11 protein-coding genes are annotated in these 12177 nt (G+C 59.5%); 7 read left to right on the forward strand and 4 right to left on the reverse strand.

The window, feature by feature from the left end:
* Together hpxZ and AC1Q6J_RS01535 are read left to right on the forward strand one after the other, a co-directional pair.
* The gene (gene hpxZ / locus AC1Q6J_RS01530) at positions 1-402 is read left to right on the forward strand and encodes an oxalurate catabolism protein HpxZ (RefSeq protein ID WP_492277558.1); all 402 of its coding nucleotides are present in this window, start codon (positions 1-3) and stop codon (positions 400-402) included.
* A complete protein-coding gene (locus tag AC1Q6J_RS01535) occupies positions 399-1133 on the forward strand; it encodes a GntR family transcriptional regulator (protein ID WP_492277559.1) in 735 nt (244 codons plus the stop codon). The genes hpxZ and AC1Q6J_RS01535 overlap by 4 nt, the downstream gene beginning before the upstream one ends.
* A 29-nt stretch (positions 1134-1162) precedes the next feature.
* On the opposite strand, the gene AC1Q6J_RS01540 is transcribed toward AC1Q6J_RS01535, so the two are convergent.
* The 4 genes from AC1Q6J_RS01540 to AC1Q6J_RS01555 all read right to left on the reverse strand — a co-directional run bounded on the left by AC1Q6J_RS01540 (position 1163) and on the right by AC1Q6J_RS01555 (position 6914).
* Positions 1163-1402: a DUF6489 family protein gene (locus tag AC1Q6J_RS01540; protein WP_492277560.1), complete on the reverse strand. Its 240-nt coding sequence runs from the start codon at positions 1400-1402 to the stop codon at positions 1163-1165.
* Positions 1403-1503: 101 nt separating this feature from the next.
* Positions 1504-2808, reverse strand: a complete 1305-nt coding sequence (gene pncB, locus AC1Q6J_RS01545) for a nicotinate phosphoribosyltransferase (protein WP_492277561.1) — start codon at positions 2806-2808, stop codon at positions 1504-1506.
* 51 nt (positions 2809-2859) lie between these two features.
* Positions 2860-6432, reverse strand: a complete 3573-nt coding sequence (locus tag AC1Q6J_RS01550) for a molybdopterin cofactor-binding domain-containing protein (RefSeq protein ID WP_492277562.1) — start codon at positions 6430-6432, stop codon at positions 2860-2862.
* Positions 6429-6914, reverse strand: coding sequence for a (2Fe-2S)-binding protein (locus AC1Q6J_RS01555; RefSeq protein ID WP_492277722.1), 486 nt, complete (start codon positions 6912-6914; stop codon positions 6429-6431). The genes AC1Q6J_RS01550 and AC1Q6J_RS01555 overlap by 4 nt, the downstream gene beginning before the upstream one ends.
* A 339-nt stretch (positions 6915-7253) precedes the next feature.
* Between AC1Q6J_RS01555 and AC1Q6J_RS01560 the strand changes: the two genes are divergently transcribed.
* The 5 genes from AC1Q6J_RS01560 (at position 7254) to AC1Q6J_RS01580 (ending at position 12132) form a co-directional block, all read left to right on the forward strand.
* Positions 7254-8720, forward strand: a complete 1467-nt coding sequence (locus tag AC1Q6J_RS01560) for a 6-hydroxynicotinate reductase (protein WP_492277563.1) — start codon at positions 7254-7256, stop codon at positions 8718-8720.
* On the forward strand, positions 8717-9637 hold the full coding sequence (locus tag AC1Q6J_RS01565) for a UPF0280 family protein (RefSeq protein ID WP_492277564.1): 921 nt from the start codon (positions 8717-8719) through the stop codon (positions 9635-9637). The genes AC1Q6J_RS01560 and AC1Q6J_RS01565 overlap by 4 nt, the downstream gene beginning before the upstream one ends.
* On the forward strand, positions 9630-10214 hold the full coding sequence (locus tag AC1Q6J_RS01570; protein WP_492277565.1) for an amino acid synthesis family protein: 585 nt from the start codon (positions 9630-9632) through the stop codon (positions 10212-10214). The genes AC1Q6J_RS01565 and AC1Q6J_RS01570 overlap by 8 nt, the downstream gene beginning before the upstream one ends.
* Positions 10211-10795 (forward strand): amino acid synthesis family protein, encoded by a 585-nt coding sequence (locus AC1Q6J_RS01575; RefSeq protein WP_492277566.1) that lies wholly within the window; start codon positions 10211-10213, stop codon positions 10793-10795. Before AC1Q6J_RS01570 ends, AC1Q6J_RS01575 begins: the two co-directional genes overlap by 4 nt.
* Before the next feature lie 116 nt (positions 10796-10911).
* Positions 10912-12132, forward strand: coding sequence for an ABC transporter substrate-binding protein (locus AC1Q6J_RS01580; RefSeq protein WP_492277567.1), 1221 nt, complete (start codon positions 10912-10914; stop codon positions 12130-12132).
* Positions 12133-12177: the final 45 nt, after the last annotated feature.

Consider the following 12177-nt stretch of genomic DNA (forward strand, 5'->3'; position numbering starts at 1 on the left):
ATGGCGATTGAGGTCAACCTATTGGACGTCGTTGCCGAAGTGACAGAGGCCTTCGAACGCTATGAGAAAGCGCTGACGTCTAACGACGTTGCAGCGCTCGATGCGCTGTTTCGCAAGGATCCAGACACCATTCGCTACGGCATAGGCGAAAACCTCTACGGCTATGAGGCAATCGCCGCGTTTCGAGCCGCGCGCAATCCAGCCGGCCTGATGCGTGACCTGTCAAAAACCGTCATCACCACCTATGGCCGCGACACAGCCGTTGTTTCAACATTATTCAGTCGAGCATCCGCGCCCGGCAGAGTGGGGCGGCAGATGCAGACGTGGGTGCGCTTCGCGGAAGGTTGGCGGATTGTCGCTGCCCATGTGAGCCTGATCGACACGCCGAATGAAAAGCCATGATCTTTGAACCGGAAATGCCGCAAGATTTGGCCGGCGACACGCCAGGAGTTGGTGAAACGGGCTCGCTTACACGTGGAGCGGCAACCGCAGGAAAGCGCACGCTTGCCGAAGAGCTGCGGTTGCAACTGGCCGACGACATCGTGCGCGGGGCGCTGGAGCCGGGATCGTCGCTTGACGAATCCGAGCTTGCAAGACGCTTCAATGTTTCGCGCACGCCGGTTCGCGAGGCACTTCGGCAATTGGTGGCCAGCGGTCTGGTCAATTCGCGCGCCCACCGCGGCGCGGTGGTGGCGAGGCCGACCATCGAGCAACTCAACAGCATGTTTGAGGCGATGGCTGAACTTGAAGCACTGTGTGCCGGGCTTGCAGCCGAGCGGATGTCGATCACTCAACGTAGTGAACTGGAGGCGCTGCACGAGCGGCTGCGGCTTTTGAGTTATGATGGGAATCCGCAGTTATTTCATGAAGCGAACGAGGCATTTCACAACGCAATCTACGCGGGCTCCCAGAACGGCTATGTCGCCGAAATGACTTTAGCGACGCGGATTCGCGTTCAACCATTCAGGCGGGCGCAGTTCCGAAATCTCGGCCGTCTTGCGAAATCCTACGTGGAACACGACAGGGTCGTTGTTGCCATCCTGCGCGGCGACAAGGTGGGAGCGGCGAACGCAATGCGCGATCACATTGAGACCGTGCGCGAGGAATACGAAGTTTACGCGGTGTCGCTGTAGAATTCGAACCTGCGGGGTTACGGTAGTTTCTACTTTTTGGTCCCGCCGCCAGCTAGTCCGCCGAACATCTTGAACATGTCTCCGATCTGCTCAGGATTGAACGACATCCAATTGCGCAGGATCGCGTCGGGCGACATGCTGGCAACGCCGGCAAGCAGCTTTTCCTCGACCTGTTTCATCGCTCTTTCCTGCATCGGCTGGATATTCGGAAGCCCAAGGAATTCGCGAGCTTCCTGCGGCGTGCAGTCAATGTTGACCGTGATCTTCATCAATTCGTCTCCTTAACAGTGACCACGTGTCATTGAAGCGCGGCCTTGTGCGTAATTTACATGCGATGAAGCTCAAATGGAATTGGTCGCGAACCTCGCAGTTACACGTGAACCGCGCTGCGGACGCGGCCTGCGTTGCCGAAGACGCGCAAGTAGCGGGTAATTTCGGAGGGATTGCCGGTCGCCTTTTCAGGATTGTCAGAAAGCTTCACCGCCGGCTTTCCGTTGACGGCGGTCACCTTGCAGACCAGCGAGATCGGATCGAGATCGGCGGTGCCGTCCGGCGCGCATCCGACAAAGTCGTTGGTGAGATTTGTGCCCCAGCCGAAACTGGTCCTGACGCGCCCGGCAAAAAATCGATGCGTTTCCTCTATCGATTCGACATCCATCCCGTCGGAGAAAATGAGAAGTTTTTCTTTCGGGTCGCGCCCCTTTTCCTTCCACCATCGGATGATCTCTTCGCCTGCAGCGATCGGTGGAGCGCTGTCAGGACGAAAGCCGGTCCAGTCCGCTACCCAATCCGGAGCGTCGCGGAGAAACGCTTTTGTGCCAAATGCGTCAGGCAGGGCGATCAGAAGATTCCCATCATAGGTATGGCGCCATTGATCGAGGATAAGATAGGGCGCCCATCGCAGTTCGTCGTCGTCCTTGGCCAAGGCCGCCGCCACCATCGGAAGTTCATGCGCATTTGTGCCGATGGCTTCGAGGTCATTATCCATCGCCAGCAGCACATTGGATGTACCCGTGAATGCCGACCCCAGTCCTTCCTTGACAGCTTCAACGCACCAGCGCTGCCATAAAAATCCGTGCCGTCGCCGCGTTCCAAAATCCGATAGCCGCAAGCCATCCAGTTTGCGCAGCCGCTCGACCTTGGTCCAGAGTTTCGCCTTGGCGCGTGCGTAGAGCACGTCGAGAACGAAGCGTCCCTGGCCCTTCATGGCTTGACGTGAGCGCAATTCATTGATGATGGCGAGTGCGGGAATCTCCCACATTGTGGTGTGCGTCCACGATCCATGGAAATGCAGCTCGTACTGGCCGTCGACTGTGCGGAGTTCATATTCCGGAAGCTGGAAGGTCGCGAGCCAGTTGATGAAGTCCGGCGAGAACATCTGGGTCTTGCCGTAGAAGGTGTTACCCGCAAGCCAGATCAGTTCTTTCTTGGTAAAGCGAACCGTACGGGCATGATCGAGTTGCGCGCGAAGTTCTCCCTCGTCGATCACTTCGCCGAGGCGGACATGATGGGTACGGTTGATGACCGAAAACGTGACATACTCGTCCGGATAGAACTCCCGGATCATCTGAAGCATCAGGAGCTTGTAGAAATCGGTGTCGAGCAGGCTGCGCACGATCGGATCGAGGCGCCAGCCGTGATTGTAGGTTCGTGAAGCGATATCTGTAATGGCCATACCGGGATCATATCCGGCTCCTTCGCGGGCAACCAGCCACCGGGTGATATTTTATGGCCTGCCTGCATGGCGTGCCCGGCCTATCGCCGCGGCCACGTCGGTCCAGGGCGCCTTATCTGGGGCGAACTGCTGTCTCAGGTATGAAACGAGCTCCATGACCTGCTGGTCATTGAGGCTGTTTTTGAACGCCGGCATATAGCCGAGATCACTGGATACCGGTTGTTCGATGCCGTGGAGAATGACCTGAATGAGATTGTCGGGCGAAGCACTGTGCAGATTGCTGTTGAGGGCCAATGAAGGTTTGCTGCCGAACAGCGCGGGGCCGCCTATTTGATGGCACACGGCACAGGCGCCATCGTAAATGCGGCCGCCCGCAGTGGATGCAGAAACTGCTTTCACGCTTGTCGACGTTTCCAGTCGTGCTGCCAACTCGTCCTGAGCCGATGGAGTGATAGCGCTCTCATTGAAAGAGGCGAGATAGAGCGCCATGGCCCGGATGTCGCTGTCGGGTACGGATGCAAGATCTCTGACGATCGGCGCCATCGGTCCGGCAGCCACGCCATGGAAACGGGATATGCCCGTTCGCAGATAGGCAAAGAGCTCGTCTTCGCTCCAGGGGATTGGCGCATGCGATAGGCTCGTCAGTGGCGGCGCTTCCCAGCCTTCTGCAACTCCGCCGGCCAGATAAGCCTTAATATTTCTCTCCGCGCCCAATGCGTTGCGCGGTGTGTGGCAGGCGCCGCAGTGGCCCAGGCTTTCGACCAGATAGGCCCCACGATTCCAGACAGGTGATTGTTTGGGGGAGGGTTCGAAGACAGCAGGTCTGTGAAACAGCGCATTCCATCCCGCCAGCAGTGGGCGGAGATTAAAAGGGAACGCCAGCGCGTTTTCTCGATTGATCGCGCGCACCGGCGTCTGCGCCATCAGATAGGCATAGAGGGCTTGCAAATCGGCGTCGGTCGTCTTGGCGAAGTGATTGTAGGGAAATGCGGGGTACAACTGTCGGCCATCGCGATGGATGCCTTCGCGCATCGATCGTTCGAAGGCCGGATAGGACCATGCGCCGATTCCGGTTTCCGGATCGGGGGTGATGTTGGTGCTGTAGATGACCCCGAACGGCGTATCGAGCGCGCGGCCCCCAGCATTGACGACACCATTTGCCTCGGTGTGGCACTCCGCGCAATTGCCGAGCGCTGCGAGCTGCTGACCTCGGGCAATGGTTGCCGCCGAATAGGTCGAAGTGTCCGGCCGGGCAATTGGTGCGATCGACCGCCACGGCAGCACCGCGGCAGCGATACCGACAACCGCGGCGCAGGCCGCAAGGGCTCCAGCAACCACGTTATGGCGTTTGAGAAACGGATCGCTATGAGTTCGCGTTGGTGGTTCCAGCGGCTTGAAAGTTGGTCCCGGCAGTGCGCCCTGTGGTGCAGGTTCCTGACCGCGCAATCCGGCGAGGATGCGATCCGGCGTGAACGGCGGTTCGCGGAACCGCACACCGGTAGCATCGAAGATGGCGTTGGCAATGGCCGCCGCGCTGGGAACAGAGGCCGATTCACCGACGCCAAGAGGTGGCTGGTCCTGGCGTGGCAGCATCAGCACATCGATCTTCGGGACGTCCGGAAACTTAATGATCGGGTAGGCACCCCATTCGAGGCTCGCCACCGTAGCCCGGTCAAATGAGACTTCTTCCATGAGCGCCCGGCTGGTCGACTGGATGACGTTGCCGTGGATCTGGTGGCGCACGCCGTCCGGGTTGATCATCAGTCCGGAATCCTGCCCCGCAACCACACGCGTTACACTCACGTCACCGGTTGATTTGTTGACCGCCACATCCGCGACCCAGGCCGACCACGCCGCACCATAGCCAGGGAACTTGCTGTGGACGTAGAGCGCGTAAGCGAAGCCGCGCCCGTGGACGACATCGCCTTCTGCTTCTGGCTCTTTCCAGATCGGACGAGGAGACCACCCGGCGCGTTCCGCGACGGCGTTGACCAGATCGACGGCGCGCGAATCTTTCAGATAGCGCAATCGATACTCGATGGGATCGACGCCGGCCTCGGTGGCGAGTTCGTCGATGTAGGATTCATGCGCGAAAGTATTCGGCAATGCCGATACGCCGCGAAACCACGACGCGCGCACGATCGGTGGCATGTCGTGCGTGACCACGCGCATCACATCGTAATCGTAGGGCGGAATTGCAGTCCGGTCGCCCATCTCAAAGACAGCCGGCACCGGAGGAACTGTCCCGGTGAGCAACAGCGCCAGCGTTGGCGCGCCGTTCGATGGGTAGCGTGTGGTGAAGTCGTAAGCCGCGATGCTGCCGTCCGCACGCAGGCCGCCATTGACGTCCATTAGTTGCGCGGTGCCTTTGGGCTCCCACGCATGCTCTTGCTCACGGGTCAGTTGCACGCGAACCGGACGGCCCACGGCACGCGACAGCAGCGCAGCGTCGGCCGAGACGTCGTCGGCGCAGTTACGGCCATAGCAGCCTGCGGCCTCCATCCGGATCACATCAATCATGGATTCTGGTAGCGCAAGGAGCAGCGCGAGATCAGACCGCAAGATGTGGGGATTTTGCGTGCCGGACCACACCTGCACGGCGCCATCCTGAACATCCGCGACCGAGCAGGACGGGCCAATCGAACCGTGCATCTGATACGGCCAGATGTAGGATCGCTTGATCGGCTTGTCCGTGGAGGCGATGGCGGCATCGACGTCGCCCTTGTCGATCAACGTGCGCGGTGTGCCGGGATTGGTACGGAGCGCGGTTGCAAGGTCCTCGAGGTTTGGCAACACGGGCGTCGGCTTCCAGGTCACCTTTAGCTGCGCGGCGGCCTTTATCGCATTTTCTTCGCGTTCGGCGACGACCCCGACGAAGTCACCGATCTGCACGACAGATACGATTCCAGGGATGTCGCGAATCGATGATTCATCGACAGCTATAAGGCTGGTGCCGACAAAATCGCCTGCATCGACACCCGCATAGGGCGGACGGACCACGCGGCCGTGCAGCATGCCCGGGACGCGCACGTCATGCACATAGACCAACTCGCCCGTCGCCTTGGCCGGAAGATCGACGCGCGATATCGATTGCCCGACAATCCTGTAGGTATCCACCGCCTTGACCGGGACGTCGTCGGCAAGTTCAAGCCGAATATTTTCGCCTGCGATGAGTTCGCCGTAGCTGACGCTGCGGTTGTCGCGGCCACGGATCAGGCCATCCTCTACGGATAAACCGCTGACCGGAAGTTCGAGCTTCTCAGCGGCGCGCGCCAGCAGAAAATGACGCGCCTGCGCGGCCGCCTTGCGCAATGGAACTGCGGTGATCTGAATGGTTTCGCTGGCAATGGTCGCGCCCTGATTGGGCACAAGCGATGTATCACCCAGTACAACGATCACGCGCGCGAAAGAGACGTCGAGCTCTTCCGCGACGATTTGACCGAGGGCGGTGCGGATGCCGGTTCCAAGGTCGACATGACCGTTAAACGCCGTGACGGTTCCGTTCGCGGCGATCTTGATGAAGGTCTCGAAAGCCGCTTCATTCCCGGTCGAGGGTGTCGGGTGAACAACGGACAGCGTTCCCGAAAGCGCTGGCTGGCGGTCGACTTGGGAGTCCGCAGTCATGACTCGTGTCCCTCGACGGCATGACCAGCAGCACGCATCACAGCGCGCAGGATTTCGATGTGCGCGCCGCACCGGCACAGGTTGTACTGCAATGTACTCAGCACTTCAGATTCAGAAGGGTGCGGGTTCTGCATCAGCAGAGCCTTCGTCGTCATGATCATGCCGTTAAGGCAGTAGCCGCACTGGGCGGCCTGCTCCTCGATAAAAGCCTGCTGCACCGGATCTAGATGATCGCGCGACCCGAGACCTTCGAGCGTGATGACGTCTCGCTGCAGGCAGCCACTGATTGGAATGACGCATGAGCGGGCCGCGACACCGTCGATGATCACGGTGCAGGCGCCGCATTCACCAAGCCCGCAGCCGTACTTGGGGCCATTCAGTGCGAGATCGTTGCGCAGCACGTAGAGGAGAGCGGTGTCTGGCGCGGCATCGACGTCGTGAATTCTGCCGTTGACGGTCAGGCGGATCGTTTTTTGCGTCATGCTCATCGTCACGGTCCGGTCTGCTGCGCTGCAAACTACGGCAACGCCTGATCCCAACGATACCGTTTGTATACAAACGTGCAAGCCAAGCGATGAAACGAAAAGTGCTGTGGTTTTGCGGACATGATGCATTGCACGATTTGTGAACACGAACGGTAGGCAATTGAGTTTTTATTCGGCAGTTCGGGATTTCGCGCGCGGCGGCGCTTGACAGGTTTCAGGTCCGCGCGCAACATCATTCGTATACGAACAAAATGCCGAATGTGGACGGACGGAATTTTATCCTCGCGGCATCAGCGCCGCCCGTCAGGTCAGTTTGGCTCGGACTCGAGTTTGGTAATGCTGACTGAAACAAACGCCGCCACTGCTGGCAGTTCAGACAGGATCCGCTGCGATGCTTGTCCGGTGATGTGTTACATCAAGCCTGGTGCGGCTGGTGCGTGTGATCGCTACGCCAACAACAACGGCGAACTGGTGCGCGTCGATCCGCATGTCGTGCTGGAGCGCACGATGTCCCATGGTGGCAGGCTGGTTCCGTTTCAGTCCGGCGGCGACTGGGATGGTAAGATTGTCCACGAGAAGGGCGTGTTCGTCACAGCTATTGGTGCCGGTACCACCTATCCGGACTACAAGCCTGCGCCGTTCATCGTTTCTTCGGAGATCGAAGGCGTCGACATGGTCACGGTGGTGACTGAAGGTATCTTCAGCTATTGCGGCGTCAAGGTGAAGATCGACACCGACCGTTACCTCGGTCCCGAAACCGCGATGGTGCGTGTGCAGGGTGAAGCGGTGGGCCACGTCACCACCGGCGAATATGGTTCGCAAATGCTGTCGCTCGGCGGTGTGCATCACCTGACGGGCGGCTCCAAGAAAGAAGGCCGTGTCACGTGTGACGCGCTGATGGATCTGTCCAACGGCAAACCTGTTGAGATGACGATCGACGGCGGTGCGGTCATTGTGGTTCAGGCCGGTTATCCACCGATCGTAAACGGCGTGCCGGAAGAGCGGATGCGGGTCGGTTGCGGCTCGGCGACCATCGGGATGTTCGCGAAGCAATGGCACGGCAAGGTCGATGAGGTCGTGGTGGTGGACGATCACATTACCGGTGTCCTCTCCGAGCATCAGGCGGGCAAGTTGCTGGATATTCCGGACACTGGCATCAAGATGAAAGGCCGGCGCTCGACGCCCGGGCGCTATTTCCAGGTTGCCGAGCCGGGCACTGGTTGGGGTGGCACAAATATTTCCGATCCGCTGTCGGTACTCGGCGCGTTCGATCCCAAGACCTCGTGGCCCGGCCTGCGGATGATGATGGTCAGTACGACCGGTGAACATGCAGCTTATTTTGAACTCGATGACGCGCTGAAGCCGGTCGAGAAGGAAATGCCTGCCGATCTCAGGCTATCGGTCGAACGCATTCAGGAAAATTGTGAGCCTGCGCTATGCACCGTGCTGTTCATGGGCGGGGCGGGTGGATCGCTTCGAGCAGGCGTCACCGATAATCCGGTGCGCCTGACGCGCTCGGTCAAGGACGCATTAACGTCGGTGACCTGTGGCGGTGCGCCGGTCTATGTGTGGCCGGGCGGCGGCATCACCTTCATGGTCGATGTGACGCAGGTGCCGGAAGGAGCTTTTGGTTATGTGCCGACACCGGCGCTGGTCGCACCAATCGAATTTACCTTGCGGCTATCGGATTACGCTGCGCTCGGCGGGCACATGGATCACGTGCGGCCATTGGCGTCATTGAAGGATAACACGGAGGTCCGCCAACTGCCGAAACAGCTTTCCGAGCGGAGATCGCGTAAATGAAGCGCCTCCCTCAAATCGGATGGCAGGCGGACGGTAGGCGGATTCACCTGCAAGACGGTCCGATTGATCTGATCGTGGAGGCGCGTGGAACCGCGGCGAATGTCCGTGCGGCATACGATGCCGCTGTGCAGCGTTTCACGGGTCTTCTCGATGAGCTCTGTGAAGAACTGCAGGAACTTCGTAAACCCGCGCGACCAGCGGTCTGTTCTCTGAAGGGGGATGTCGCGCGCCGGATGTATGATGCGGTTGCTCCATTTGCCGCCGATCATTTCATTACGCCGATGGCGGCCGTCGCTGGTGCGGTTGCCGAGGAAATTCTTGGCGCGATGATGCGAGCGTCTGATCTCAATCGTGTGTACGTCAATAACGGCGGCGACATCGCGCTGTATCTTGCCAACGGCGAAAGCTTTACTGTTGGCCTGATCGATCGTCCCGATATGCCTGGCCTGATCGGAAAGACTGTGGTCGAATCGAAGCATCCCACCCGCGGCATAGCGACTAGCGGATGGCGTGGCCGCAGTTTTTCGCTTGGGATAGCCGACGCAGTGACGGTTCTGGCGCGAACTGCCGCGCGGGCCGATGCCGCGGCGACCATTGTCGCCAACGCGGTCAATCTGGCGGAGCATTCGTTGATCGTCCGGCGCCCCGCCAACGAAATTCAACCAGATAGCGATCTGGGAGCGCGTCTGGTGACTCGTGAAGTCGGAGAGCTGTCATTGCGTGACATTAAGGCTGCGCTTGATTCGGGGGCTGATGTGGCCTGCTCACTTCTCGGATCCGGATTGATCGATGGAGCGGCCTTGCATCTGCAAGGTCAAACGCGCGTTGTCGCGCTAAAGGGCATCGATGGTGTTGTGCGGCGGCCCTTGCCGAGCGTGGCGTCCAGAGCAGGAACTGAAAGTTTGTTGCATGTCTGAGATCGTAGTCCGGAAGCGCGTCACCTTGATTGAGGAGATTTTCCATGAAGGCGGGATACCGGCGGCGCAGCCGTTACGCCGCGGGGCAATTCTGTGTGTAATCCGCAATCCGTTCGCCGGGCGTTACGTTGAGGATATCGCGGGGTTCATGGACGATTTGATGCCGCTCGGGATTGCCATGGCGGGCGCGCTGCTGAAGGCGCTTGGCGGCAATCCGGATGCGATACAGGGTTATGGCAAGGGCGCCGTTATTGGCGCCTCCGGAGAACTCGAACACGGCGCGCTGTGGCATGTGCCCGGCGGTTATGCGATGCGCGAAATTCTCGGTGAGGCCAAAGCCATTGTGCCGTCTGCCAAGAAGGTCGGCGGCCCGGGCGCGCGGCTCGATGTTCCGGTGACGCATATCAACGCGTCGTATGTACGATCGCATTTCGATGCCATGGAGATTGGCATTTCGGACGCTCCACGCGCGGATGAATTGCTTCTCGCGCTTGTCATGACCACGGGCTCGCGAATCCACGCCCGGGTTGGCGGCCTGAAGGCCAGCGAGATAAAGGGGGAGGATGGGCTGCGATGAATGCCGTCATTCGCAAGATCGTCACGGTGGTCGAGGAGACCCTCATGGAGGGCGGGCGGAATGTCTCGCCGCCAACCCGTCGCGCGGCAGCCATCGCCGTGATCGATAATCCGTTTGCCGGCAAGTTCGTCGATGACCTGTCGCCATTGATTGCGATTGGCGAGGAACTTGGCGAACTGCTCGCTTCGAGGGCGGTCGCGGCACTCGGTATCGAAGGCAGCAAGGCGCAGAGCTATGGCAAGGCGGCGGCGGTCGGTGAGAATGGCGAGCTGGAGCACGCGGCAGCGATCTTGCATCCCAAGATGGGGGCGCCGGTGCGTAAGGTATTGAGCAAAGGTGCGGCGCTGATTCCGTCTTCCAAAAAACGCGGCGGACTGGGAACTGTGCTCGACATTCCGCTCGGCCATAAGGATGCGGCGTTCGTGCGGAGTCATTTCGACGGGATGGAAGTGCAGATAAATGACGCGCCGCGCGCGAACGAAATCATGGTGGCGGTTGCTGTGACCGACAGCGGCAGGCCACTGCCGCGTGTCGGCGGATTGACCGTTGGAGAGATCAAGGGTGAGGATGGCCTTCGCTAGCCGTCCAGTGCCTGAGGTAAGGTGCGCGAGGATTAACCGGACTGTCCCTGAATGAGGGAGGGGATGGACGGACGTCACGGCGGAGCAGGCGCTTTCGCCAACATTGGAGGGTTGGGATGCTAAATAGCAAACGTCTCTTGAAAGGTCTGTTGGGGGCAAGTCTTGGTGTGATGCTCGGTAGCATGGCGACATCCGCCATGGCGCAGAGTGGCGAAATCAAGATTGGCGAGATCAACAGCTATTCATTGTTGCCGGCATTCACCGAGCCATATCGCAAGGGATGGCAGTTGGCAGTCGAGGAAATCAACGCCGCAGGTGGAATCAACGGCAAGAAGCTGGTCGTCGTTTCCAAGGACGACGGCGGCAAGCCCGCCGATGCGCAGACCGCCGCCAACGAACTGGTCTCGAACGAGAACGTCGTGATGCTGACAGGTACGTTCCTGTCCAACATTGGCCTGGCTGTCAGCGATTTTGCCAAGCAGAAGAAAGTCTTCTTTCTTGCTGCAGAACCTCTGACCGATGCGATTACCTGGGCAAAAGGCAATCGCTATACGTTCCGTCTGCGTCCATCTAACTACATGCAGGCGGCGATGCTGGTCGATGAAGCCGCCAAACTGCCAGCGAAGCGCTGGGCCACCATCGCGCCGAACTATGAGTATGGTCAGTCCGCGGTTGGCATCTTCAAGAAACTTCTGTCGGAGAAGCGTCCCGACATCCAGTGGGTTGACGAACAGTGGCCACCGCAGGGCAAGATCGATGCAGGCCCGATCGTGCAGGCGCTTGCGAACTCCAATCCGGAAGCCATCCTCAATGTGACTTTCGGCGCGGATCTCGTGAAGTTCGTCCGCGAAGGCAATACACGCGGCCTGTTCAAGGATCGTTCGGTGGTGAGCTTCCTCACCGGCGAGCCGGAGTATCTTGATCCACTGAAGGAAGAAACGCCTCCGAATTGGATCGTCACCGGCTATCCTTGGTACAGCATCAAGACGCCGGAGCACGATGCGTTCCTGAAAGCCTATCAGGGCAAGTACAATGACTATCCGAGGCTGGGTTCCATCGTCGGATATCAGACGATCAAGGCGGCTGCAGCTATTCTCGCCAAGGCCAACTCGACCGACCCGGAGAAGATGATCGTTGCGGCGGAGGGTCTGTCGATGCCGTCACCGTTCGGCCAGATCACCTTCCGCAAAATCGATCATCAATCAACTCTCGGTGCATTCGTGGGCAAGACTGCGCTCAAGGATGGCAAGGGCGTGATGATCGATTCCGCCTATCGCAAGGGTGAGAACTTCCTGCCGAGCGATGCGGAAGTCGAGAAGCTACGTCCAAAAGACTGAGTTTGACGACCGCGGGCGCACGATGCGCCCGCGGCAATGCCAGCC

The sequence above is a fragment of the Afipia sp. MLSD5-FHT05B12 genome, assembly GCF_058793355.1.